The organism is Brevundimonas staleyi (assembly GCF_041893865.1).
GTDB classification, from domain to species: Bacteria; Pseudomonadota; Alphaproteobacteria; order Caulobacterales; family Caulobacteraceae; genus Brevundimonas; species Brevundimonas staleyi.
Map to the genome: position 1 here is coordinate 1460581 of NZ_CP169082.1, position 22873 is coordinate 1483453.

General features: G+C 67.2%; 23 protein-coding genes. 13 read left to right on the forward strand and 10 right to left on the reverse strand.

Annotation, left to right across the window (positions count from 1 at the left end; all coding sequences use genetic code 11):
• Positions 1–14 precede the first annotated feature (14 nt).
• Genes ACETK8_RS07335 through ACETK8_RS07355 form a run of 5 tightly spaced genes read left to right on the forward strand, consistent with a single transcriptional unit; the run spans position 15 to position 4137 of the window.
• Positions 15–548 (forward strand): methyltransferase family protein, encoded by a 534-nt coding sequence (locus tag ACETK8_RS07335; protein ID WP_374038851.1) that lies wholly within the window; start codon positions 15–17, stop codon positions 546–548.
• 8 nt (positions 549–556) lie between these two features.
• The gene (locus ACETK8_RS07340) at positions 557–688 is read left to right on the forward strand and encodes a hypothetical protein (protein WP_374038852.1); all 132 of its coding nucleotides are present in this window, start codon (positions 557–559) and stop codon (positions 686–688) included.
• 11 nt (positions 689–699) lie between these two features.
• On the forward strand, positions 700–3249 hold the full coding sequence (locus ACETK8_RS07345) for a heavy metal translocating P-type ATPase (RefSeq protein WP_374038853.1): 2550 nt from the start codon (positions 700–702) through the stop codon (positions 3247–3249).
• Positions 3250–3279: 30 nt separating this feature from the next.
• Complete coding sequence (copM, locus tag ACETK8_RS07350; RefSeq protein ID WP_374038854.1) at positions 3280–3717, forward strand: CopM family metallochaperone; 438 nt, start codon at positions 3280–3282, stop codon at positions 3715–3717.
• A 3-nt stretch (positions 3718–3720) separates the two neighbouring features.
• Complete coding sequence (locus ACETK8_RS07355) at positions 3721–4137, forward strand: hypothetical protein (protein ID WP_374038855.1); 417 nt, start codon at positions 3721–3723, stop codon at positions 4135–4137.
• A gap of 107 nt (positions 4138–4244) precedes the next feature.
• Here the strand turns inward: ACETK8_RS07355 and ACETK8_RS07360 are convergent, their stop codons facing one another.
• A complete protein-coding gene (locus ACETK8_RS07360; RefSeq protein WP_374038856.1) occupies positions 4245–5399 on the reverse strand; it encodes an acyltransferase family protein in 1155 nt (384 codons plus the stop codon).
• Positions 5400–5715: 316 nt separating this feature from the next.
• On the opposite strand from ACETK8_RS07360, the gene ACETK8_RS07365 reads away from it, so the two are divergent.
• On the forward strand, positions 5716–5907 hold the full coding sequence (locus tag ACETK8_RS07365) for a hypothetical protein (protein WP_374038857.1): 192 nt from the start codon (positions 5716–5718) through the stop codon (positions 5905–5907).
• Between the two features lie 224 nt (positions 5908–6131).
• On the opposite strand, the gene ACETK8_RS07370 is transcribed toward ACETK8_RS07365, so the two are convergent.
• Positions 6132–7439, reverse strand: a complete 1308-nt coding sequence (locus ACETK8_RS07370) for an MFS transporter (protein ID WP_374038858.1) — start codon at positions 7437–7439, stop codon at positions 6132–6134.
• A gap of 57 nt (positions 7440–7496) precedes the next feature.
• On the reverse strand, positions 7497–8471 hold the full coding sequence (locus tag ACETK8_RS07375; protein ID WP_374038859.1) for a hydroxyacid dehydrogenase: 975 nt from the start codon (positions 8469–8471) through the stop codon (positions 7497–7499).
• 200 nt (positions 8472–8671) lie between these two features.
• Here ACETK8_RS07375 and ACETK8_RS07380 point away from each other — a divergent pair, with 200 nt between their 5' ends.
• From ACETK8_RS07380 to ACETK8_RS07390, 3 genes are all read left to right on the forward strand, one after another.
• A complete protein-coding gene (locus tag ACETK8_RS07380) occupies positions 8672–11509 on the forward strand; it encodes a TonB-dependent receptor plug domain-containing protein (protein WP_374038860.1) in 2838 nt (945 codons plus the stop codon).
• An 85-nt stretch (positions 11510–11594) separates the two neighbouring features.
• Positions 11595–12269 carry an RraA family protein gene (locus ACETK8_RS07385; protein WP_374038861.1) on the forward strand — a complete coding sequence of 225 codons (675 nt, stop codon included), beginning with the start codon at positions 11595–11597 and terminating at the stop codon, positions 12267–12269.
• Between the two features lie 55 nt (positions 12270–12324).
• Complete coding sequence (locus ACETK8_RS07390) at positions 12325–13080, forward strand: IclR family transcriptional regulator (RefSeq protein WP_374038862.1); 756 nt, start codon at positions 12325–12327, stop codon at positions 13078–13080.
• 84 nt (positions 13081–13164) lie between these two features.
• Here the strand turns inward: ACETK8_RS07390 and ACETK8_RS07395 are convergent, their stop codons facing one another.
• The 3 genes from ACETK8_RS07395 to ACETK8_RS07405 all read right to left on the reverse strand — a co-directional run bounded on the left by ACETK8_RS07395 (position 13165) and on the right by ACETK8_RS07405 (position 15639).
• A complete protein-coding gene (locus ACETK8_RS07395) occupies positions 13165–13776 on the reverse strand; it encodes a TIGR02466 family protein (protein ID WP_374038863.1) in 612 nt (203 codons plus the stop codon).
• Between the two features lie 47 nt (positions 13777–13823).
• The gene (locus ACETK8_RS07400; RefSeq protein WP_374038864.1) at positions 13824–14837 is read right to left on the reverse strand and encodes a serine hydrolase domain-containing protein; all 1014 of its coding nucleotides are present in this window, start codon (positions 14835–14837) and stop codon (positions 13824–13826) included.
• A gap of 142 nt (positions 14838–14979) precedes the next feature.
• Positions 14980–15639, reverse strand: coding sequence for a tRNA1(Val) (adenine(37)-N6)-methyltransferase (locus ACETK8_RS07405; RefSeq protein WP_374038865.1), 660 nt, complete (start codon positions 15637–15639; stop codon positions 14980–14982).
• A gap of 228 nt (positions 15640–15867) precedes the next feature.
• Here ACETK8_RS07405 and ACETK8_RS07410 point away from each other — a divergent pair, with 228 nt between their 5' ends.
• Complete coding sequence (locus tag ACETK8_RS07410) at positions 15868–16893, forward strand: polyprenyl synthetase family protein (protein WP_374038866.1); 1026 nt, start codon at positions 15868–15870, stop codon at positions 16891–16893.
• Positions 16894–16899: 6 nt separating this feature from the next.
• Here ACETK8_RS07410 and ACETK8_RS07415 read toward each other — a convergent pair whose 3' ends face one another.
• The 4 genes from ACETK8_RS07415 to ACETK8_RS07430 all read right to left on the reverse strand — a co-directional run bounded on the left by ACETK8_RS07415 (position 16900) and on the right by ACETK8_RS07430 (position 20194).
• Positions 16900–17028 (reverse strand): hypothetical protein, encoded by a 129-nt coding sequence (locus ACETK8_RS07415; protein WP_374038867.1) that lies wholly within the window; start codon positions 17026–17028, stop codon positions 16900–16902.
• 77 nt (positions 17029–17105) lie between these two features.
• Positions 17106–18311 carry a pyridoxal phosphate-dependent aminotransferase gene (locus ACETK8_RS07420; protein WP_374038868.1) on the reverse strand — a complete coding sequence of 402 codons (1206 nt, stop codon included), beginning with the start codon at positions 18309–18311 and terminating at the stop codon, positions 17106–17108.
• A gap of 62 nt (positions 18312–18373) precedes the next feature.
• On the reverse strand, positions 18374–19087 hold the full coding sequence (locus ACETK8_RS07425; protein WP_374038869.1) for a CPBP family intramembrane glutamic endopeptidase, BDIM_20840 family: 714 nt from the start codon (positions 19085–19087) through the stop codon (positions 18374–18376).
• A 60-nt stretch (positions 19088–19147) separates the two neighbouring features.
• Entirely contained in the window at positions 19148–20194 is a 1047-nt protein-coding gene (locus tag ACETK8_RS07430; protein ID WP_374038870.1) for a helix-turn-helix domain-containing protein, read from the reverse strand.
• Positions 20195–20280: 86 nt separating this feature from the next.
• Between ACETK8_RS07430 and ACETK8_RS07435 the strand changes: the two genes are divergently transcribed.
• From ACETK8_RS07435 to ACETK8_RS07445, 3 genes are all read left to right on the forward strand, one after another.
• On the forward strand, positions 20281–21000 hold the full coding sequence (locus ACETK8_RS07435; protein WP_374038871.1) for a TVP38/TMEM64 family protein: 720 nt from the start codon (positions 20281–20283) through the stop codon (positions 20998–21000).
• A 68-nt stretch (positions 21001–21068) separates the two neighbouring features.
• Positions 21069–21425 (forward strand): hypothetical protein, encoded by a 357-nt coding sequence (locus ACETK8_RS07440; protein ID WP_374038872.1) that lies wholly within the window; start codon positions 21069–21071, stop codon positions 21423–21425.
• A gap of 281 nt (positions 21426–21706) precedes the next feature.
• A complete protein-coding gene (locus tag ACETK8_RS07445; protein ID WP_013269710.1) occupies positions 21707–22747 on the forward strand; it encodes a rod shape-determining protein in 1041 nt (346 codons plus the stop codon).
• Positions 22748–22873: the final 126 nt, after the last annotated feature.

A 22873-nucleotide genomic window follows, 5' to 3' on the forward strand; every position in this document is an offset into this window, starting at 1 on the left:
GTCTGTTCGCGCTGTTGACCTGGACCGCGCTTGTGAAGGCCCAACCGCGGCTCGAGCATTCCGTCGAGCACCTCGGTCTGATCGCCATCATGATCTGCGTGCTGGGGCGAGCCTGGTGCTCGCTCTACATCGGCGGGCGGAAGAAGCAGGAGATCGTGTCGAGCGGACCGTACTCCCTGTGTCGCAACCCCCTCTACTTCTTCAGCTTCATCGGAGCCTTCGGCGTCGGCGCGCAGACGGGCAGTCTGAGCGTTGGAGCCGTCTTCGCCATCGCCTGCTGGATCGTGTTCCGCATCGTGACGAACCGGGAGGAAACCTACCTGACTTCGGTGTTTGGCGACCCCTACCGCACCTACGTCGCGCGGACGCCGCGTTTCTTGCCCGACCTGCGTCTGTGGCGCGATGAGGAGGAACTGACGATCCGTCCGGCCTTCTTCCTCCGAACCGTCCGCGACGGCCTGGTTTTCCTGCTCGCGCTCCCGGTCTTCGAGGGTCTGGAGCACCTCCAGAACCTCGGCTGGCTCGACGCGATCATCTTGCTGCCATAAGGGATGCGATGACCCGCAAGCGGCTTGTCACCCTGGTGAGTGCGGTTCTGGCGCTCGCCGCCTTCATCGCCGGCGCCGCCGCCCAGCGCGCCGGGGGCATCCTTCCCGACCGCTCATCCTTCACTCGTGACGTCTCCTGAAGAGTTCGATCATGTCCAAGACCATTCGCCTCAACATCCCCGTCCTCCTGCCCCACGCGCCCGATGCACAGGACGGATGCGTGGGCCGCCTCATCGCTCTCCTGCGCGTGGAGCCGGGCGTGACCCAGGCGCATGTCGCCGAGGGCGAGCAGGGCGCGGAAATTTGCATCCACTATGATCCGGACCAGCTGTCTCTGGCCCAGGTGCGTCGACGCGCGCGCCAGGCCGGCGCCGAAGTCAGCGAACGCTTCGGCCATCTGGTCGGGCGGGTCGATGGCGTCCGGCACGCACGCCATGCCCGCACACTGGCGGCTGCCCTCGGCGACGAAGCCGGAGTGATCGAGGCTGTGCTGGATCCGGCCGGCGCACTCCGACTTGAGTTCGACCGAGAGGTCACCAGTCGCGAAAGGCTGATCGAGCGCCTTGCGTCCCACGGGCTTGCCTTGGCGGGCGAGGGCCCTGCGACTGCGATCGCCGCGAAGCCGCAGGGGGCCGCCGCACCCGAAGACACCTCCGGCCATGGTCCGGACGATGGGCACGATCATGGTCATTCCGATGGCGACGGTCACGGCCATGGCCACTCAGAGGGCGATGGACACGACCACGGGCATGGCGGGTTTCTGGGCCCGAACACCGAACTGTTCTTCGCCCTCGGCAGCGGCGTCGCGCTTGGGATCGGCACGCTGATCGAGAAGTTCGTTCCGGGACTGCCGGAATGGCTGCCCTTCGGCCTCTTTCTCATCGCCTATGCGCTGGGCGGCTGGTTCACCGTCGGCGAGGCGATCGGCAACCTGCGGCGGCGGCGTTTCGAGATCGACACACTCATGCTGGTCGCGGCCGCCGGCGCCGCGGCGCTCGGGGCCTGGGCGGAAGGCGCACTGCTGCTGTTCCTGTTCAGCCTCGGTCATGCGCTCGAGCACTACGCCATGGGCCGGGCCAAGAAGGCGATCGAGGCCCTGGCGGCCCTGGCTCCCCGAACAGCCCGTGTTCGGCGTGGAGATCAGATCGTGGAAATCCCGGTCGAGGAGCTGGAGGTTGGCGACCTGGTGGTCGTTCGACCCAACGAGCGCCTTCCGGCCGACGGCTTCGTCGTGAAAGGCACGTCCAGCGTCAACCAGGCGCCGGTCACGGGGGAAAGCATTCCGGTCGACAAGCAGCCGGTCTCGAACCCCGAGGAGGCCCGGACAAGGCCGGCGGCGCCGCCAGCGGAGTCGGTGGTCTTCGCCGGGACCATCAACGGCGGCGGCGCGATCGAGATCGAGACGACGCGGCGGTCCAGCGACACGACGCTCGCCAAGGTCGTGCGGATGGTCAGCGAGGCCGAGACCCAGAAGTCGCCGACCCAGCGGTTCACCGACCGCTTCGAGCGGGTCTTCGTACCTCTGGTGCTGGCCCTGGCGTTCGTTCTGCTGTTCGCCTGGGTCGTGGTCGATGAGCCGTTCCGTGACAGCTTCTATCGGGCCATGGCGGTGCTGGTGGCGGCGAGCCCCTGCGCCTTGGCGATCGCCACGCCCAGCGCGGTCCTCTCCGGCGTGGCCCGTGCGGCTCGGGCCGGCGTCCTGGTCAAGGGCGGCGCTCCGCTGGAGAACCTCGGTGCGCTCGACGCCATCGCCTTCGACAAGACCGGCACCCTGACCGAGGGGCGGCCCAAGATCACCGACGTCGTTCCCTTCGGCCCGACGACCGAGAGCGAGTTGCTGGAGATCGCCGTGGCGGTCGAGCGGCTCAGCGATCACCCCCTGGCCGAGGCGATCGTGCGAGACGGCAGCCAGCGGCTCGTCGCGGCTCCGGTTCGGACAGCGTCGGATTTGCGCAGTCTGACGGGGAAGGGCGTCTCAGCGCGACTGGACGATCAGGACATCTGGATCGGAAAGCCCGAAATGTTCGGCGACGCCGATATCGCGCCCTTGAGCCCCGACGCGGAAATCGCGGTGGCCACTCTGCGCAACCAGGGGCGGACGCTGATGGTGGTGCGTCGCGGAGCCAAGGATCTCGGCGTGATCGGCCTGCTTGATACGCCTCGGGCGAAGGCGCGGGAGACGCTGACGGCGCTTCGAGCCCTCGGCATCCGGCGGATGATCATGATCTCCGGCGATCATCAGAAAGCCGCCCAGGCCGTCGCCGGCCAGGTCGGACTGACCGAGGCCTGGGGCGACCTGATGCCTGAGGACAAGGTCGAAGCCATCAAGAAGCTGCGGGGCGAAGCCAAGGTCGCCATGGTCGGCGACGGGGTCAATGACGCTCCCGCCATGGCCACCGCGACCGTCGGCGTCGCCATGGGCGCGGCCGGGTCGGACGTGGCCCTGGAGACGGCCGATGTCGCCCTGATGGCGGACGATCTGTCCAAGCTGCCCTTCACCGTGGGGCTGAGCCGCCAGACCCGCCGCATCATCCGCCAGAATCTGTTCGTCAGCCTCGGCGTCGTCGCCTTCCTGGTGCCCGCGACGATCATGGGCCTCGGCATCGGACCGGCGGTCGCTGTCCACGAGGGCTCGACCCTGCTCGTCGTGTTCAACGCGCTGCGCCTGCTGGCCTGGCGTGGGCCCCGCAGCGCCGACTGATCGGGCGCCCACAAGCAAGAGGAAATCCCCATGAAACGTCTCGGTTGGGTCGGCGTCATCGCCGCCTTCCTGCTGATCTCGGCGTTCGGGTTCGGCATGCTCTCGCGACAGGGGCGACCCGCGCCGCAGGCGGTCCCCGTCGATGCGCGGCCGATCGACCAGCATGCAGGCCATGCCGACGTCGTCGCGGACAGCCCCGCCACCCGCTCATTCAAGGAGGCGAACGAACGGATGCACGCCGCCATGAACATCGACTACAGCGGCGACGCCGACGTCGACTTCATGCGCGGGATGATCGCTCACCATGAAGGGGCGGTCGCCATGGCGCGGATCGCACTCGACCAGGGAACAGACCCCGAGGTCAAAGGACTGGCGCAAGAGATCATCCGCACCCAGGAGGCGGAGATCGTCCGCATGCGCGTCTGGCTTGCGAACCGGGCGTCGCGGCCAGCGGCTCCTGGAGGCTGAGCCATGGGCGGGAAACGATCCCCGATCCGAAGTACGGCGCCGCGATGGCGCCCAGGACGCTACAAGCCTCGATCGCGGGCTCGGATACGCAAGGAGGGACCGTTTCGCCCTGTCGAGGACACCCTGATCGCCATCGGAGCCAGCCTCGTCGCAGCCCTGATCGTCCTCTGTCTCGCCGTGCCGATAGCGGCGACCTATCGCATTCCGGTGTTTCTCTCCTTCGGCGTCATCATGACGCTCCTCACCGCCATGACCTATCGGCTGGGCGGCAAGGGGCAGGCCGGGCGGATCATGGCCGGCATCATGGCGGGGGTGTGCGCGCTCGTGTTCGGGATTCTTTTCCTGGCGAGGGATCAGTTGCAGTTCGGGCCGCACGACCATGCGAAGCCGGCTCCGATCTCAGCAGCCGCGCAGCGGTGACGTCCGGCGCGAGCGCCGATCGACGGATGACGACCCTAGCGCACGCACCCCACGGAATGCACACGAATAGACCGGCGTTCAGGACCTCACGGTCGGCGGTCCTCGGCTCAACGGACCGCGTCGGAAAAAAGGAACCGCTTTCTGATCCAGCGACGGGCGGGCCGCTCGACGAAGGCGTGAAGTGCGAAGGCGCAGGCGAGGGTCAGAAGCAGCAGAACGCCTGCCTCAGGAAATGACATGCGGTAGCTGCTGTCGATCCCCGTGAAGAGCGCCATCCCGTTTTTCCAAAGGATCAGGAGTGGCAGATGGACCAGGTAGAGAGCGTAGGAGGCTTCTCCGGCTTCCAGAAGCCAGGGGTGAGCGAAAACTTGATCGGCTTGCGTCCGCGCCAGCATTGCAAGACTTAGGATCACCAGGCTGGCGGAGAAGACGATCAGACGTTCGTCGGCGCCGACAGACATCAGTCCGATCAAGGCAGCGATCGACCCTGTGGCCATAGCCACTGTCATCCCCCGAGACCACCGGAGCCGCTCGCCCAGCCGGTAAAGGCCCACGCCCAGAAGGAACTCCGGCACGATCCGGAGCACACCGAAGTTCAGTTCGGCGTGGGTGAGAAGGTCGCCAAAGCGCCAGCGATAGAAGGCGTCCAAGCCCAGGAAGAGCGTGGCCGCCACACCTGTGACGATCCAGGGGTTCCGTCTCACCTTCAATCCAGCCCAGGCGAAGATCGGAAAGGCAAGGTAGGCCGCCCACTCGGCTGACAGGGACCAAGAGGGTCCGTTCCACTCGTTCGGAGCGAGACTGGGGATCCAGGCATGCGTAAGGAAAAGCGCCGACAGAAAGCCCTCTGGACCGTAGCTCTCGATGTCGAAAGGCTGCCCCGACAACAAGGCGGTCAAGACGATCAGCAGCATGAGACCGAGCATGGCCAGATGAGCAGGGTAGATCCGCGCGAGCCGGGCGATGAGGAAGCGCCGATGACTGTAGGAGCCGTCCTCGACCTGAGAGCCGTAGGCGTGAGCCAGCACGAACCCGGACAGGATAAAGAAGAAGTCGACAGCCAGGCGAGCGCGCTCGATCAGCGCCAAACCCTGCTCGCCTTCGGCGACGATATTCAGCTGATAGTGAAAGAGGACGACGCCCAGGGCAAGCCAGAAGCGGATACTTGTCAAAGCCGGCAATCGGTCCGGAAAAACCGATCTGGCCGGGTCGGCCAGGGCTATTGGCCGGCGCGCGGGCCCGCCAGCCTTCAGGATGTTCAAGGGTCTTCTCCAACAGCATGCGAACGGTCGAGAGACCGCTCAGGATCATCGTCTCAGGTGATCAAGCGTGCTGTCTTGGAGGGTCGAGTGGGCTTTCAGGCACTGTGCCTGGGCGTCGAAAATCCGGGGTTGGAACACGGCGCTCGGGGCCGTGTCCGCCACCCTGGGTCGCGTCCGGGAGGGAGAAAAGCGTGAGGGAGAAGTCCGCGCCGCCATGATGATGGTGCGTCATCGGCGAACGACCCTCTTCGGAAACTGACCCTTCAGCGTCGCTTGGACCGATGGCCGAAGAGTCGGCGTCGGTCTGATAGAGTCCATGGTCGCCGGCCCTGTAGCCGTGATCTCCAAGGACACTCTGCGCGGCGAATGCGCCCTGGAGCGGGCGAGCATGTTCAAGGCCGTGCTCCGCCTCGAGCACAGCAAAGCCCTGAAGCGTGATCATCCATATGACCGCCAGGCCGATGCCGAGTTGGCGCAGATACCAGGGCAACAATCGATTCCCCACTGACTGTCGAATAATGCGTATCGGGGCTCACCCGGCAATGCGACACGTTCCGCACTATGGGGGACTGTTCGAGAAGGCCATGAGCCCTTCCCTTGAGGCAGGAGGAGCAAAACCAGCCCGTCTGGATGCTGGTGATGGAAGACGGGCGTCAAAGCCTGACGAGTGATGCGTTTCCGCCCCCGACCTTCGGTCGGAGGCGGCGTTGTTTCACCCGCAGTCGTGAGCGATCAGGTCGCAGGCGCCGATCTGGCCCCGACCCGCGCGACCCAGAGGATGGCCAGGGCGCTGAGGACAGTCAGGCAGGCGAGGGGAATCAGCGCCAGCAGATGGCTGCCCGTACGGTCGTTGATCTGGCCGTAGACGTTCACCATCAGTCCGCCGCCGATCAGGTTGGACGTGGCGTTGATCCCCGCAATGCCGGCGGCCGCGGTTCCGGTCGAAAGCCAACCGGACGCCATGCTCCAGAACGGCCCCTTGAAGCAGTAGGCGCCGATCAGCACGAAGGTCAGGAGAATGACTGTCGGCAGGAGGCCGCCGACAATGAAGGTGCCCAGGGCGCCGACGGCGATCAGCAACAGCGGGATGGCGGTGTGCCAGGCGCGTTCGCCGGTCTTGTCGGAGTGGCGGCCCCACAGGACCATGGCGGTGGCGGCGACGCCGTAGGGGATGGCGTTGATCAAGCCGGTCTGAAGATCGGTGAGTCCGAAGGTCTTGAGCAGCATCGGTTGCCAGACGCCGAGGGTGCTTCCGGCGGCGGAGGCGCCGCAGCAGGCGATGACCAGGGCCCAGAAGGGGGCGCTGCGGAAAAGCGCCCACGGCGAGGCGTGGCTGACCTTGGCCAGCGCCGAGGCCTGCGAAATCTGACCCTGCAGCCAGGCCTTTTCCTCGTCGTCCAGCCAGGACGCCTGGGCCGGCTTGTCGGTGAGGACCTTGAGGCAGGCGATTCCGAGGAGAACCGTCGGCAGGCCCTCGAGGATGAACAACCACTGCCAGCCGTACAGGCCGCCCAGACCGTCGAGCTTGAGGAGGGCGCCGGACAGGGGCGAGCCAATGAAGCTGGAGACCGGGATGGCGACGGCGAAGAGCGCCAGCATGCGTCCGCGATAGGCCGGCGGCAGCCAGTAGGTCAGATACAGGATCACGCCGGGGAAGAAGCCGGCTTCCGCCGCCCCAAGCAGGAAGCGCATCACGAAGAAGGAATGCTGGTTCCAGACGAAGGCCATGCCCGCCGAGACCAGACCCCAGGTCACCATGATGCGGGCGATCCACATCCGCGCCCCGAACTTCTGGAGCATCAGATTGCTGGGCACTTCGAAGATGAAGTAGGAAATGAAGAACAGACTGGCGCCGAAGCCGAACACGGCGGGGGTCAGTCCGATGTCCTCGTTCATCTGCAATGAGGCCATGCCGATGTTCGTGCGATCGATGAACGCCATCAGATAGCAGGCCATCAGGAACGGCATGAGCCGCCAGGTGACCTTGCGCATTGTGCGCTTCTCGAGATCGGACGCAGTGGTGACGTCAGGCGCAGTCATGGTTCACTCCCTGTGCGACGGGCCGTCTCTTCGGGCGGCTCCGCGGCGGTGATCGCCTCAGGCGGCGATGGATTCGGCGTTAGCGAGGTTTCGCCGGTCGAGCGACCGGCTTTCCAGGTAATCCGCGATCTGTTGGACGACGCTCTCGCCCATCCGGGCCTTTGCATCGTGAGTGTTGGCGCCGATGTGCGGCGTGGCGACGAGGTTCGGCAGGGTCCACAGCAGGCTGTCGGCCGCCGGGGGCTCGGGCGAGAAGGTGTCCAGTCCGGCGCCGCCGATCCTGCCGCTTTGCAAGGCGTCGATGAGGGCGGTCTGGTCGATCAACTCGCCTCGAGCCGTGTTGATAAGCAGGGCGTGGGGTTTCATCCGCGAAAGGCGCTGTGCGCTGATCATGCCTCGGGTCTGGTCGGTGAGCGGGCAATGCAGGCTGACGATGTCGCTGGCGGAGAGAAGCGCATCGACGCTTTCGGCCCGGCTGACGCCCTCCGGCATGTCGGCATCCGCCATGAACGGATCATGGAGCTGGACCGTCATCCGGAAGGGCGCGAGAAGATCCAGGAAGGCGCGGCCGATGTTGCCCAGGCCAATGACGCCGAGCGACTTTCCGCGCAGCTCGTAGCCGGTGTGGGTGCCCTTGTCCCAATGGCCCTGGCGCATGCGCGCGTCGAGATACGCCGTCGAGCGGGCGACGCTCATCAGCAACGCCAGAGCGTGCTCGGCGACCGACTGGGCGTTCGCGCCGCCTGCGATCAAGACCGGGATGCCGCGAGCTGAAGCGGCGGCGAGGTCGATTCCGTCCACGCCGACACCGTTCTTGGCGATCACCTTCAGGGAGGGGATGCCGTCGATCACCTCAGGCGTGATCCGGCCCATGCGCACGACGATGGCGTCGGCCTGAATGGCGTTGGCGGCCGCGATCATCTCGTCAGGCGAGGCGTAGGCCTTGAGCGGCGTCAGCGTGAGCCCGCGTTGAGCCGCCAGGGCTGTCGTCGCGGCCGGCAGGTCGGGGCCTGCGATGAGTGCGTTCCACAAGGTCTTCGGTTCCTGCCCATACGCCGTCGATCGCGGCGCTTGATCCCGTGTATCGCCGGATGGATCGACGAGCAAGAAAATAGAATGACGTTTCGAAATTGTGTTGCGACAATTTGAGGCGCATGCTTGTGTCCGGTTGCAGCCCGACCAACGGGCCATCGAACGCGAGCCGAAAACGGCCGTGGCTTAGGGAGTGATCGATGAGCACCAACGCCGTTTCGGCGCGCCCCGCGCGCTATGCCCGCCTCTGCCTTCTGGCGACCAGCAGCCTTCTGGCCCTGGCGTCTCCCGCCTTCGCGCAAACTGCGCCCGGCGCCGCTCTGGACCCGCAGGCCGCCGCAGACCCGGCCGCCGATCAGGTGTCGGAGATCGACGAGATCGTCGTCACCGGCTCTCGGGTCGGACGCAGCGGTTTCACAACGCCGACCCCGGTGACCGTGCTGAGCAATGAGCAGCTCGAGAAATCCGCACCGTCCACGATCGCGGAGGCGATGCGCTCCCTGCCGGCCCTGTCGGCGACAACCGGCCCCCAGCGCGCCAGCGGCACCCAGGGCGGCGGCCAGGCCTTCCTCAATCTGCGGAACCTGGGCGGCGTGCGCACCCTGACCCTGTTGGACGGCCGCCGCTTCGTCGCCGCCAGCCAGACCGGCACGGTCGATGTGAACCTGCTGCCGTCCGGCCTCATGCAACGCGTGGACGTCGTCACGGGTGGCGCTTCCGCCGCCTATGGCTCGGACGCTGTCGCTGGGGTGGTCAACTTCGTGCTCGACACCAAGTTCGACGGCCTGAAGGTGGAAGCCTCCTACGGCGTGGCCGGGGAGGGCGACAACATCGAGAACCGCCTCATCGTCACGGGCGGACGAGGCTTCCTCGATGATCGGCTGCATCTGACCGGAAGCGCCGAATACTACGACAACGCGGGGATCCTCGAAGGCGAGCGCGAATGGGCGCGCCGCGGCTCCAACCTGATCAATGGACCAGCCGGCGGCCCGGCGCTGATCTCGGCGTCCGACGTCCGGGTCATCGGCACCTACGGCGGCCTGATCACCGGCGGAACGGGCGGCACGGCCGCCCAGAACGCCAGCTTCCGCGGCCTTCAGTTCGGCCCCGGCGGCACGGTCCTGCCCTACAGCTTCGGCTCCTACACGACCGCGACCCAGCAGATCGGCGGCGACGGCGTCGACAGCTCGCTGTTCCAGGAGATCAATCGTCCTCTCGAACGCTCCGCCTTCTTCGGTCACGCCGACTTCCAGCTGACGGAGGCCGTCAAACTGTTCGCCGAGGCCTCCTATGGTCGAACCGCGACCCAATACTCGACCTCGATCAACCGTCACCAGACGACCAACCCGATCACCATCCGGCGTGACAACGCCTACATCCCGACGGCTCTTCGTGCCCAGCTGGACCTCAACCCGAGCGTCAGCTCGCTGACCATGCTGCGCTACTCGGCCGAGGGCGGACTGACGGACGTGGCCGTCGATACCGAGACCGATCGTTACGTCGCCGGGTTCAACGCGGACCTCGGCTCCGGCTTGAAGCTGGACGGCTACTACCAGCACGGCCGGACGCGTCAGCAGACCGACATCCTGAACAACGAGATCACCGCCAACTTCACCCGGGCCGTGGATGCGGTGCGCAACGGCGCGGGACAGATCGTCTGCCGTTCGACCCTGACGGATCCGACCAACGGCTGCCAGCCGTTCAACGTCTTCGGCGAGGGATCGCCGTCGGCTGCGGCCCTGGCCTACACCCGCGGGACCAGCACGACCGATTCCGAGTTCACCGAAGACGTCGTCGCCATCAACCTCGCCGGTGACCTCTTCGAGGGCTGGGCCGGGCCGATCTCCTTCGCCACCGGCGCGGAGTACCGCAAGGAGCAAGCCGTTCTGACCGTCGACGCCCTGTCCCGTTCGGGCGCCTTCCTGTTCGGGAACCCGCAGCCGTGGGCCGGCGAGTACGATGTGAAGGAAGGTTATGTGGAGGTGGTCGCGCCGCTGCTGCGCGACCTGCCCCTGGCCCGTGAACTCGAGGTCAACGCCGCCGCCCGCTACACGGACTACAGCACCAGCGGCCAGGTCACGACCTGGAAGCTGGGGCTGAGCTATACACCAGTCGAAGACCTGCGTTTCCGGGCGACCCGGTCGCGCGACATCCGCGCGCCCAACCTGAGCGAACTGTTCACGACAGGTCGGACCAACACGGTGACGGTGACCGATCCGTTCAAGAACAATGTCCGACTGTCGGGCATCTTCGTCACCAACAGCGGCAACGCCAGCCTGCAGCCGGAAGAGGCCGACACCCTGACGATCGGCGCGGTGTTCACGCCGGCTGCGGTCCCGGGCTTGAGCCTCTCGGTCGACTACTACGACATCAAGATCAACGACGCGATCGGCACCCTGACGGGCCAGCAGACCGTCGATCAGTGCTTCTCCGGCAATCCTCTGGCCTGCTCGCTGACCCAGAGAGACGGCGCCGGCAATCTGACGGGCCTGCTCGCCTATCCGATCAATCTGTCGACCCTCGTCACGAGCGGCGTGGACTTCGAGGCCTCCTATCGCGTCCCGATGGACGCCTGGACGGACAGCGGAGCGAACCTGAACCTGCGCACGGTCGTGGCCTATGTCGACGAGCTGGCCACCACGACGCCCGGATCGCCGTCCATCGACCGCGCGGGCGAAGTGGGGATCAGCGCCAATCCCCACTGGCGGGCCAATGTGCAGGCCAACTTCGACCTGGGACCCTGGAACGCCTTCGCCCAGGTCCGCTACATCGGCGGCGGGAAGTACGACAACACCAAGGACGCCTCGGCCGTCGACCTGCAGCACATCGAGTCACAGGCCTATCTCGACGGTCAGGTCTCCTACCGGTTCGACCAGGTCGGGCCGGCCGGGGTCGAGGTCTACCTCAATGTGAAGAACATCCTCGACAAGGATCCGCCCTACGCACCGGGCGACGGCTCCATCCCCGTGGCGACCAACACCGGGCTGTACGACACCTTCGGACGGATGTTCCGCGTGGGCGTCCGGCTCGACTTCTGAACTTCCTCCCCGGAAGCCTGCCGGCGGCGTGGGACCTTCCCCCCATTCCCGCGTCGCCGGCCCCCTTTTTCCAAAGAGAGATTTCATGGCCATCGGCTTCCGCATTCTTCCCATGGGCCCCCGCCCGGAAGGCGACCTCGTCGCCCGCCTGGCGACGCTCCCGGTGGCCAACCTCAGTGACGCCATGTCCCGGATGACCGCAGGCGGGGCGTCGCTGCGCCCGATGCATGGGGGCGGCGTCCTCGCCGGACCCGCAGTCACGGTGAAGGCCCGCCCGGGTGACAATCTGATGCTTCACAAGGCCATCGATCTGGCCTTGCCTGGCGACGTCGTCATCGTGGACGCGGCAGGCGACCTGACCAACGCCCTGATCGGCGAGCTCATGGTGGCCCATGCGGAGTACCGTGGCCTGGGCGGCATCGTCATCCATGGCGCGATCCGCGATGCAGCGGCCATCCGGGCGGGCAGCTTCCCGCTCTTCGCCTGCGGCGTCACCCATCGGGGCCCCTACAAGGACGGGCCGGGCGAGGTGAATGTGCCGATCGCGATCGACGGGATGGTGGTTCATCCGGGCGACATTCTGGTCGGCGATGACGACGGACTGATCTGTGTGCCCTTGGGCGACGCGGAGGCGATCCATGCAGCGGCCAGCGCCAAGCATGCGGCCGAGACCGCGCAGATGGAGAAGATCCGGCGCGGCGAGAATCCGCGGGCCTGGGTGGACGCAGCGCTCACGGCGTTGAACTGCGAGGGGCTCTAGCCCTTCCTTCCCAAGCGTCCTCCGACTACAGCTTGAGGAGGATTCGAGGAGCAGGATGGCGGCCAAACCCAAGACCAGACCGGCGGCGGCGGGTGTCGCTGCAGCGGAGCGAGCCCTGGAGGTGTTGACCGCCTTCAGGACCGGCGACGATGCCCTGGGGCTGATCGAGCTTTCCGAGCGAACGGGCCTGGTGAAGAGCACCATTCTGCGGCTGGTGGCTTCGCTGGAGGCCTTCAACCTCGTGGTGCGCCTGCCGGACGGTCGTTACCAGATCGGCAGCGAGGTGGTGCGGCTCAACTCGATCTACCAGGAGTCCATCGATCTCGGCCGGCATATCCAGCCGGTTCTCGCCGATCTGGCTCACCGTACCGGCGAGACTGCGACGTTCTATGTGCGCCATGGAGCGGAGCGGCTTTGCCTCTATCGGGTGAGCTCGCCGAGCACCCTCCGCGTTGAGGTTCAACCGGGGATGTCCAGGCCAATGGACGGCGCCGCAAGCGCCGAAATCCTGCGGCTGTTCGAGAAATGGCCCGAGGCGAAACCGGAGCTGCCAGCTCTGCCGTGCTATACGTCCGGCGCGACCACGCCTCATGTCGCCTCGATGTCGGTTCCGATCATCGGGCAGGGCAACCTTCTGGTCGGCGCGCTTAGCCTTGTGGGGCCTGACGTCCGGCTCAGTCGGGACCGCGCCGACGCTCTGTCGAAGACCTTGCTGGATGCGGGGGCGACCCTTTCGGCGACCCTCGGTGGGACGACGACGGACATCTATGCGGTGCCAATCGCGCTCGCTTCCGCGAAGCAGACCGCCTGATCGGCATTAGCACTCGACGAGGGGCCAGGTCTCGAACCTCGTCAGCGAGGGCGGCCTGGGCGCCCCTGACCCAGACCTAAAGCGTCAGGCGTAGTTGAAGCTGATCGAGATGCGCTCGGCCCTGGCCGCGTTCATCGGCACCTCGTGCCTCAGCCAGCTTTCCCACATCAGCACCGTCCCCGCCTTCGGGGCCAGATAGACGAAGGGCTGTTCCGCCTCGGGCGCATCGGCCAGGACGGTGGGCCGGGCCATCATCATGGCCAGGCGCGGGTCTTCCAGCTTCAGGGCCGAGGCGCCGTCCGGAACCTCGACATAGACCGTGCCGGACAGGAAGGCGTGGGGGTGGATATGGCCCGAATGGCCGCCGCCGGGCTTCAGGATATTGACCCACATCGTGTCCAGCCGGGGCTTCCTCGCCAGGTCGAAGTTCAGCGCGCGGGCATAGGCCAGGGCGTGGCGGTCCAGATGCTTCTTCAGCTCCGCGAACTCCGGCAACCGCAGCGGCAGGTCGTTCAGCGAGCCGTAGGAGGTGTAGCCCTTGTAGTTGTGCGCCTTGCACCAGGCGCGACCGGCCCCATCCTCTTCCGCCAGCATGCGGCAGGCCTCGGCCAGTTCGGCGTTGAAGTCGTCGAAGCCGCGAACCTCGGCGAGGGAGGCCTCGTAGACCTGGGTGACGAAGAGCGGGCGCAGGGACATGGCGGGTGGCATAGCTCGTCGAGGCGCGCCGGAGAAGGCGCCGAGGGTCAGGTCAGCCGCGCCAGCAGTTGCTCGGTCATCGTCAGCGGATCGGCTCGCCCGTTCTGATTGGTCAGGACCACGGTGGTCAGTTCGGCGTCGATGTCCCGACGGAACCAGCAGGAAAAGCCGGCCGTGCCGCCGCCATGGGCGACGATGACGTGGCCCTCGTCGTCCCGCTCCACGACCCAGCCATGGCCCCAGCCCGCAGGCGTCCCATCGGCGAGGTAGGCTGGCCGCCACATCTGTCGGCGGGCGTGCGGAGTAAGAACGACGCCATGATCGATGGCGATCGCCCAGTGGGTCAGGTCCCGGGCGGTCGAGAGAAGGCCGCCGGCGGAAAAGGTGGATCCAGCCGCGCTGATCGGCGGATGATCGTTCCATATCTCCCCATTCCAGAACCGGCCGCCGGCGTGGTTCGCGTCCAGTTGCAGGCGTCCGCGCGGCCCCGTTCGCATCATGCCCGCAGGCCGCAGGAACCGCGTTTCGATCTGTTCCCAGTAGGGTGCGCCGCCGACGGCCTCGGCGGCCATGCCCAGCAGGACGAAGCCGGTGTTGTTGTAGGCGTGTCGAGCGCCGGGCTCGAAATCGACCGGCTTTCCGGCGGCCAGGGCGATCAGATCCCGAGGCGTCAGGTCGCGCGGCATAAGGTCCATGAAATTCCCGGCGTCCAGATATTCCGGCAGGCCGGAGGTGTGGCTCAGCAGGCTGGCCAGCGTCCGCGCGCGCCACGCCTCAGGCAGATCGGGCACATAGGCGCCGATGGTCCCGGAGGTCTCGAGCCGCCCCTCGGCCTCCAGCTCGAAGATCAGGCCGGCTGTGAACGTCTTGGTCAGGGAGCCGATCTCGAACACCGTGTCGGCATCGGGCGTGGCGGCGTCGTCCGGGCCTCTGCGCCCCTTGCCGCCGATCGCGAGGTAGCGTCCCGCCCTCGTCGCGCCGAACGACAGACCCGGCGCGCCGTCCAGATCCACCGCTGTGTTCAGCGTCGCCGTCAGTGCCGCCTCGGCATCCGCGCCCACGCGAGGGCCGGGAACGTTGGTCGCACATCCAGAGGCCGGAACGGAGGCGAAGGCTGCGGTCCGCGTAAGGAAGGATCGGCGGTGCATAGGATCTCCCGAAGTTCGTCGGGCGTAACCGGTTACAGCGCCGCTCGCAATCGCCTCACCACTCCAGAGCCGCTTCGCCGCGCAGGATGGCCTCGGCCTCGGGCGCATGTTTGGCCCCCGATCGGTCGTGCAGCACCAGCGCCGGCAACAGCCTCAGCGGCGCCTTCCCCGACCGGATCGCGTGGACCAGCACCCGCTTGGCCGGCGCGTCGGCGAAGGGCTGCACCGGCCGGATGGCGAACGAGCCGCATTTCTCGCCCAGCAGCCCCAGCAGGTCGGCCAGCCGATCCGCCCGGTGGATCACGACGATTCGCCCGCCGTCCCGCACCCCGTCGGTCAGGAACCGGGTCCAGACCGCCAGTCCGTCGTCGGCGATCCAGGCCCCGCGCTTGGCCGGCGACGGCGCCCGCAGCGCCGCCTCGTCGTCGAAGAAGGGTGGATTGGAGAGGGCCCAGTCGAATCGGGGACGATCCAGAGCGGCGAATCCTCCGGCGATATCCGCATTGATCGCCTCCATCCGCTCCGACAGGCCGTTCAGCGCCGCGTTTTCGCCCGCCAGCTCCGCCGCGACGGGGTCCCGCTCCACCCCGGTCAGGAAAACGCCCGGCCGTCTCGCCGCGATCTGGGTCAGGACCGCGCCGACCCCGCATCCGGCCTCCAGCACCCGTTCGCCCGGCCTGGCGGGCACGGCGGCGGCCAGAAGGGCGGCGTCCATGCCCGCGCGATAGCCGTCCGCAGGCTGAATCAGCCGGACCTTTCCATTCAGGAGCGAGTTCGGCGCGGGGAGTGATGACGATGCGACGGTCACGCGGCTTGACCCTTCATGGCGCGGTCACCATTGTCCGCCCGAACGCGACGCCGCAAGCCGCCGCGATGCCTGTGCGATGCGATCTCCCCCGCGCATCGTGATTTTTGAGAGAGTTTTCCGTTGGATGCCGTCACTTTGACCGCTCCCCGCGCCAAGGCCCCCCGGCCCCAGGGCGACGTGGAGGCCCTGGCCGCTCTGGCCAAGGCCGACATGGCCGCTGTCGATGCGCTGATCGTCGATCGCATGCAGTCGCCGGTACCGGTCATTCCGCTGCTGGCCGAGCACATCATCGCGGCGGGCGGCAAACGCCTGCGTCCGCTTCTGACCATCGCCGCCGCCCGCGCCGCCACCTCCGCCTCGACCGAGGTCGATCTGGCGGGCGCGATGAAGCTGGCCGCCTCGGTCGAGTTCATCCATACCGCCACCCTGCTGCACGACGACGTCGTGGACGGGTCGGAACGTCGTCGCGGCAAGGTCGCGGCCCATCTGATCTGGGGTTCGGCCACCAGCGTCCTGGTCGGCGACTTCCTGTTCGCCCGGGCCTTCGAACTGATGGTCGAGACGGGCCAACTGCGTGCCCTGGGCATCCTGGCCCAGGCCTCCAGCGTCATCGCGCAGGGGGAAGTGCTGCAGCTGACCCGCGCTCACGACCTGAACCTGGATCAGGAAACCTATCTGCGCATCATCTCGGCCAAGACCGCCGAGCTGTTCGCCGCCGCCGCGGAATCCGGCGCCGTGGGCGTCAGTGCGGACGAGAAGACCACGGCGGCGCTGCGTGCTTTCGGCCTGAACCTGGGTCTGGCCTTCCAGCTGGCCGATGACGCCCTGGACTACGGCGGCTCGTCCGAGACCCTGGGCAAGAACGCGGGCGACGACTTCCGCGAAGGCAAGGCGACCCTGCCGCTGCTGCTGGCCGTGGCCCGCACGCGCGGCCGCGAGGACGCCTTCTGGGAACGCACGATCAACAAGGGCGAGCGGACCGAGGACGACTTCCGCCGTGCGCGGGAACTGATCATCGGCACGGGGGCCCTGACGTCCACTTTGGATGCGGCGGCCGACTATGCCGACGCGGCCAAGGCCTCGCTTCAGGTCCTGCTGGCCGGCCCGTGGCGCGACGCGCTCGAAGGCCTGGCCGATTTCGCCGTCAGCCGCGCGACCTGATCCGGCTCAGAGCAGGTAGAACAAGAGTTCGCCCAGCTCGTACCAGATCAGCGCGCTGATGGCCCCTGCGACCGCGAAGGCGGTCACACTGGTGGCGTTGACGGTGAAGGCGGCCCGGGGGCGCACGTCTTCCATTCGGCGTTTCCTTCCAATGCCCGAGGCGTTGAGTCGCCTCGCGTACACAGGAAATACGACCGTATCCGGACCTTGGATTAACGCAAGCTCGCCGTGAACCGCTGGATACGGCTGCAGGCCTCCTCCAGCACGCTCTCCGAGGTCGCGTAGCTGATGCGGAAATAGGGGCTCAGGCCGAAGGCCTCCCCATGCACCACGGCCACGCCCTCGGCCTCCAGGAGGGCCGACGCGAAGGTCTCGTCGGTGTCGATGACCACCCCGCCCTCGGTCGTCTTGCCGATCAGTCCCTCGATCGACGGATAGACGTAGAAGGCGCCTTCCGGATTGGGGCAGCGGATGCCCGTCGCCTGGTTCAGCATCGACACGACTAGGTCCCGCCGGCGTTCGAAGGCCTGGCCGCGCTCGGCGATGAAGTCCTGCGGCCCGTTCAGGGCCTCGACCGCCGCCGCCTGAGAGATCGAGGACGGGTTCGACGTCGTCTGGCTGGCGACCTTCCGCATCAGGTCGATCAGGGGCTTCGGGCCGCCCGCATAGCCGATGCGCCAGCCGGTCATGGCATAGGCCTTGGACACGCCGTTGACGGTCAGGGTGCGGTCGTAGAGGTCCGGCACCACCTGGGCGATCGTCGTATATTCGAAGTCGCCGTAGGTCAGGTGCTCGTACATGTCGTCGGTCAGGACCCAGACCTGCGGGTGACGACGCAGGACATCGGCCAGGGCCTCCAGCTCCGCCTTCGTATAGGCCGCGCCCGTCGGGTTCGACGGCGAGTTCAGGATCAGCCACTTGGTGCGCGGCGTGATCGCGGCCTCCAGCACCTCGGGACGCAGCTTGAAGCCGTCGGCTTCCTCGCCGGTCACGAAGACGGGCTCGCCACCCGCCAGCAGGACCATGTCGGGGTAGGACACCCAGTAGGGCGCCGGCACGACGACCTCGTCGCCCGCGTTCAACGTGGCCACGAGCGCATTGTAGATCACCGGCTTGCCGCCCGAGGCGACGTGGATTTGCGCAGCCGTATAGGTCAGGCCGTTCTCGCGCTCGAACTTGGCCACGATGGCGGCCTTCAGCTCGGGCGTGCCGTCGACGTCCGTATATTTGGTCTCGCCGCGCTGGATGGCGGCGATGGCGGCGGCCTTGATGTTCTCCGGCGTGTCGAAGTCCGGCTCGCCGGCGCCCAGGCCGATCACATCGCGACCGGCGCGCTTCAGCTCGCGGGCTTTCGCGGTCACGGCCAGGGTGGCGGACGGCTGAACGCGGGCGAGGGCGGTGGACTGCAGTTGCGACATGACGATTCCCGGGGAGAGCGGCGTTGTCTCTTACGCAGATGCGAAAGGCGGATCAAACACCGTCAGAGCATCAATGTAATCGCGTTACCGAAGTTGTGCAGGAGCACCGGCAACAGCACGCTGCGCGTCCGCAAGGCCAGCCAGACCGCGATCAGCGACGGCAGGGCCGTCAGGGCCATGGTCATCGCATCGAACTGGAAGGCGCCGCGCGAGAACCCGAACGCATGGGCCAGCCCGAACAGCATGCAGGACAGAAGCGCGCCCCAACCCCACTCGACGCCCAGGAACCGGACCCGGCCCGTGAAGGCGCGCATCAGGACCACCAGCAGAAGGCCGCGATAGAAGAACTCCTCCTCCAGCCCCGGCATGGTCAGCTGGAAGGCCAGGGTCTCGACCGAGGCCGGTTCGTTTGGGAAGGCCAGCCCCAGTCCCACGAAGAGCGCGACATAGAGCAGGGCGACGGGCAGGGCGGCCTTCAGACTGCCGGGCGCCTGATGCAGGGTGAAGCCGCAGTCGCGCCAGCCGAACATGGGCAGGGCGGCGATCGCCAGCGTCGCGGTCAGGGCCAGCGCCTTGCCCTGCCAGTTCCAGTCGCCGGACGGCAGGACGGGCAGCAGCCCATAGGCATTGGTCAGCAGAAGATCGTTCAGCACGACCAGCCCCGCCGCCACGACCAGCCATCCCGGCGAGAACTTGTCCCGTCGCACCAGTCCGACCACGCCGCCCACGATCAGGAGGAGGACCACCACCCCCGCGATACCGATCAGTCCGTTCACCCGTCACGCTCCGTTGTTCGAGAAGCCGTGACTGTGGCTGTTCGCAGGGCGGTCGGCTCCTCAGAACCCGGCGGATCGTTCCTCGGAACCCGGCGCGGGACGGGTTTCGCCCAAGGCCTCGGCGCGGAAGGCGCTGGGCGTCCGACCTTCGAAGTCCCGGAACGCGCGGTTGAACGAGGCCAGGGAGGCGAAGCCGCAATCGAAGGCGATGGCGATCAGCTTCTCGGAACGGTGCGCCGGGTCCGCCAGTCGCCGCCGCGCCTCGGCCACCCGTCGGGCGTTCAGGAAGCTGCGGAAATGGTCATGGCCCTCCCGGTGGATCAGGCCGCGCACCTGCCGCTCCGGAACACCCATGGCCCGAACCACGTCCGCGAAGCTCAGCCCAGGATCGAGATAGAGCCGTTCGACCTCCATCAGATGCGCCAGCCGCGCCGCGAGCGGATCGGAAACGGGCGGAGCGGGCAGGGGCGTGGCCTCGGCCGGACGCCGCTTGGTCAGATCGAGGCTCTGCATCCAGGCGACGGAGCCCAGGATCGCCATGTTCTGCACGATCGAGAACCAGCGCGGCTGCCACTCCAGACCGAGCGTCAGGTCCACGCAGACATCGACCAGCAGCTGGCCGCCCAGCACGAGCACGACGGCCGCCCGCGCCCTCCGGCGCTGGTCGATCATGTCGTCCGCCCGATCGGTCAGCAGCCGCCACCCCAGATGCCCGATCATGAACAGGCCGAGCGCCAGCAGGACGTAGGACAGCCCTCTTTCCGCGAGGACCGGCCCGAACAGGCCGCGATCCGCGCTGGCGATCACGCTCCACAGCACCCCGACGCCCAGCACCACGCCCCTCGGCCGGAACCGGGCGTCGAACACCGCCAGACACCACCACCACAGGAAGACCGCCGCATAGCCCGTCGCGATCACCGCGATCCGGCCCAGCAGGCCCGACATCTGGAGCGTCGGATCCGGCGTATTGCCCGCCAGGAACCCGCACAGACAGATCGCCAGGGCCGCGAAATAGCGCCGACCGTCCGACCGCAGCCGGATCGCCGTCCAGATCAGCAGCGTGGCGCCGGCGACGCGGACGATGACGTCGAGTTCCTGCGGGGTCATGGCTTCCTTGCTAGCGCCTCCGGCGTCGAGACCAAACCTCCGGCTCGTGCGTTCGCAAGTCGATGGCGGAGTGCTAAGCCGCGCACATGAAGCGCATCCTCGACTTCATTCTGAACATGGAGGCCCGACGCTGGCGCACCGCGCTGGCGGCGGCCCTGCTGCTGGGCGCGACACTGGGCCTGCTGCTGCTCGGCAAGAGCCAGTTCGGACTGGCGGCCGAGGAGAATCTGGAGGCCTGGCTGCAGGGGTATCGCGGCAGTCCCTGGGCCTTCGCCGCCACCGTGGTCCTGTTCGTCGTGGCCGCCTTCATCGGCGCGCCCCAGTTCATCCTGATCGCGGCCTGCGTCGTCGCCTTCGGGCCGTCGCTGGGCTTCTTCTACAGCTGGGCGGCGACGGTGGCCTCGGCGGGCGTCACCTACTGGCTGGGGCGGGGGCCGACGGCACGGATGCTGGACCGGTTCGGCGGATCGACGATGGACCGGCTGAAGCGGTTCGTCGGCAAGAACGCCTTCTACGCCAGCTTCATGATCCGTAACGTCCCGTCCGCCCCCTTCATCGTCGTCAACATGGCCTTCGGCGCCACCCGTGCGTCCTTTCCGGCCTTCCTCGCCGGCTGCGCCCTGGGTGTTCTTCCCAAGACCGCGCTCGTGGCCTTCTTCGGCGGGGCGGTGGTCGCGGCGGTCAGCGGCGACGGCGTCTGGACCTCCCTGATCCTGGCGGCCGTGGCGGTGGTCTTCGTGGGCCTGATGCTGGGTGTGCGCGAGCTCGTGAAGCGGCGCGAACGGGCGGCGGGCGCTCCGGACTGACGGCGTTTCGCGCCGAGTGACAATCCGAAGATCGTTGTTATCTTGAGCTCCTGTCCAAGGAACTCGTCATGATCGCCGTCCTCGTTTTCGCCGCTGCTTTGCAAACGTCGCAGGCATCCGAGCTGTTGTTCAGCGAATCCTGGACCTGCGCGACCCTCGCCAGAATGGGCCGCGAAACGCATTTCGGCGACACCACGCCCCAGACCACCAGCGAACAGGCCATGTGGGACGCCCTGACACAGCTGGAGACGCGGGCGAGCGAGGATGCGGAGCAGAAGGCTGTCGGCGGAGCCTTCAACGCCGAGAAGCGCGAGGTCGAGGAGACCTACGCCCGAAACATGATCGGCCGGGCCAGCGGCGACCAGTTGGGGCAGATGTTGGACACCTGCGCCAACGCATTCGGCGTGGTCCCACCGGCCGAGTGAGGCGGCCACGGAACCGATCGGCCTCCGGGCGCTGACCGGCCAACGCCTGACCGCGCGGAAACCCAAGCGTGGCCGTCACTTGGTCGTGATCGACGCGTCGCATTCGGACGGCATCGGGGCTTGTATTCGCCTTTCCATGCGGGCAAACGAGCGCACAGCCGGTCAGGCGAGGACGATCAGAAAATCCGTCGTGTATGGGGATACGCATCGGGTTGGGGCGTCGCCGAAGCCGGTCGAAACGCAGCGCCTTGAAGGCCCCAACCGAACGGTATTCGACCCCCATGAGCTTTTCCCTCTTCGGCGCTATCTCGAATGACATCGCGATGGACCTCGGGACCGCCAACACCCTGATCTACATGAAGGGCAAGGGCATCGTTCTGAACGAACCGTCCGTGGTCGCCCTCAGGAACGTCGGTGGACGGAAGATCGTCCACGCCGTCGGCATCGAGGCCAAGCAGATGCTGGGCCGCACGCCCGGCCACATGGAAGCCATCCGCCCGATGCGCGACGGGGTCATCGCCGACTTCGAAGTCGCCGAGGAGATGATCAAGCACTTCATCCGCAAGGTTCATAACCGCAAGGGCTTCGTGAACCCCAAGATCATCGTCTGCGTCCCCTCGGGCGCCACGGCGGTCGAGCGTCGCGCGATCAACGACAGCTGCCTGAACGCCTCGGCCCGCCGCGTGGGCTTGATCGACGAGCCGATGGCCGCCGCGATCGGCGCCGGCCTGCCGATCCACGAGCCGACCGGCTCCATGGTCGTCGACATCGGCGGCGGCACGACGGAAGTCGCGGTTCTGTCCCTGTCGGGCATCGTCTATTCGCGTTCGGTCCGCGTCGGCGGCGACAAGATGGACGACTCGATCATCTCCTACATGCGCCGCAACCATAACCTTCTGATCGGCGAGACGACCGCCGAGCGCATCAAGAAGGACATCGGCACCGCCCGCATCCCGGCCGACGGCGAAGGCCTGTCGATCGAGGTCAAGGGCCGCGACCTGATGCAGGGCGTGCCGCGCGAGGTCCGCATCTCGGAACGTCAGGCCGCCGAGGCCCTGGCCGAGCCGGTCTCCCAGATCATCGACGCCGTGAAGGTCGCCCTGGAAGCCACCCCGCCGGAACTGGCCGCCGACATCGCCGACAAGGGCATCATGCTGACGGGCGGCGGCGCCCTCTTGCGCGGCCTGGACGCCGAGATCCGCGATCACACCGGCCTGCCGGTCTCGGTCGCCGACGATCCGCTGTCGTGCGTGGCCATCGGCTGCGGCCGCGTGCTGGAGCATCCGCGCTGGATGAAGGGCGTGCTCGACTCGGCGCTCTAGGGCCGGGATCAAGCTGGGCCGCAAATCCTTGTGATTGCGGCCCAATCTCCGGTTTCAAAGTGGCCCGGATTTTGCGATAGGCTGCATAAAGCGGCGGGGGGCGTCCCGCCGATTCTCTCTATTGGA

Excerpts from the sequence above, each read along its gene's own strand:
- ACETK8_RS07340 (WP_374038852.1), top strand. The coding sequence starts at position 557 with ATGACCCGCAAGCGGCTTGTCACCCTGGTGAGTGCGGTTCTGGCGCTC.
- ACETK8_RS07345 (WP_374038853.1), top strand. The coding sequence starts at position 700 with ATGTCCAAGACCATTCGCCTCAACATCCCCGTCCTCCTGCCCCACGCG.
- copM (WP_374038854.1), top strand. The coding sequence starts at position 3,280 with ATGAAACGTCTCGGTTGGGTCGGCGTCATCGCCGCCTTCCTGCTGATC.
- ACETK8_RS07355 (WP_374038855.1), top strand. The coding sequence starts at position 3,721 with ATGGGCGGGAAACGATCCCCGATCCGAAGTACGGCGCCGCGATGGCGC.
- ACETK8_RS07365 (WP_374038857.1), top strand. The coding sequence starts at position 5,716 with ATGGTCGCCGGCCCTGTAGCCGTGATCTCCAAGGACACTCTGCGCGGC.
- ACETK8_RS07370 (WP_374038858.1), bottom strand. The coding sequence starts at position 7,439 with ATGACTGCGCCTGACGTCACCACTGCGTCCGATCTCGAGAAGCGCACA.
- ACETK8_RS07380 (WP_374038860.1), top strand. The coding sequence starts at position 8,672 with ATGAGCACCAACGCCGTTTCGGCGCGCCCCGCGCGCTATGCCCGCCTC.
- ACETK8_RS07385 (WP_374038861.1), top strand. The coding sequence starts at position 11,595 with ATGGCCATCGGCTTCCGCATTCTTCCCATGGGCCCCCGCCCGGAAGGC.
- ACETK8_RS07390 (WP_374038862.1), top strand. The coding sequence starts at position 12,325 with ATGGCGGCCAAACCCAAGACCAGACCGGCGGCGGCGGGTGTCGCTGCA.
- ACETK8_RS07395 (WP_374038863.1), bottom strand. The coding sequence starts at position 13,776 with ATGTCCCTGCGCCCGCTCTTCGTCACCCAGGTCTACGAGGCCTCCCTC.
- ACETK8_RS07405 (WP_374038865.1), bottom strand. The coding sequence starts at position 15,639 with ATGGACGCCGCCCTTCTGGCCGCCGCCGTGCCCGCCAGGCCGGGCGAA.
- ACETK8_RS07415 (WP_374038867.1), bottom strand. The coding sequence starts at position 17,028 with ATGGAAGACGTGCGCCCCCGGGCCGCCTTCACCGTCAACGCCACCAGT.
- ACETK8_RS07420 (WP_374038868.1), bottom strand. The coding sequence starts at position 18,311 with ATGTCGCAACTGCAGTCCACCGCCCTCGCCCGCGTTCAGCCGTCCGCC.
- ACETK8_RS07430 (WP_374038870.1), bottom strand. The coding sequence starts at position 20,194 with ATGACCCCGCAGGAACTCGACGTCATCGTCCGCGTCGCCGGCGCCACG.
- ACETK8_RS07435 (WP_374038871.1), top strand. The coding sequence starts at position 20,281 with ATGAAGCGCATCCTCGACTTCATTCTGAACATGGAGGCCCGACGCTGG.
- ACETK8_RS07440 (WP_374038872.1), top strand. The coding sequence starts at position 21,069 with ATGATCGCCGTCCTCGTTTTCGCCGCTGCTTTGCAAACGTCGCAGGCA.
- ACETK8_RS07445 (WP_013269710.1), top strand. The coding sequence starts at position 21,707 with ATGAGCTTTTCCCTCTTCGGCGCTATCTCGAATGACATCGCGATGGAC.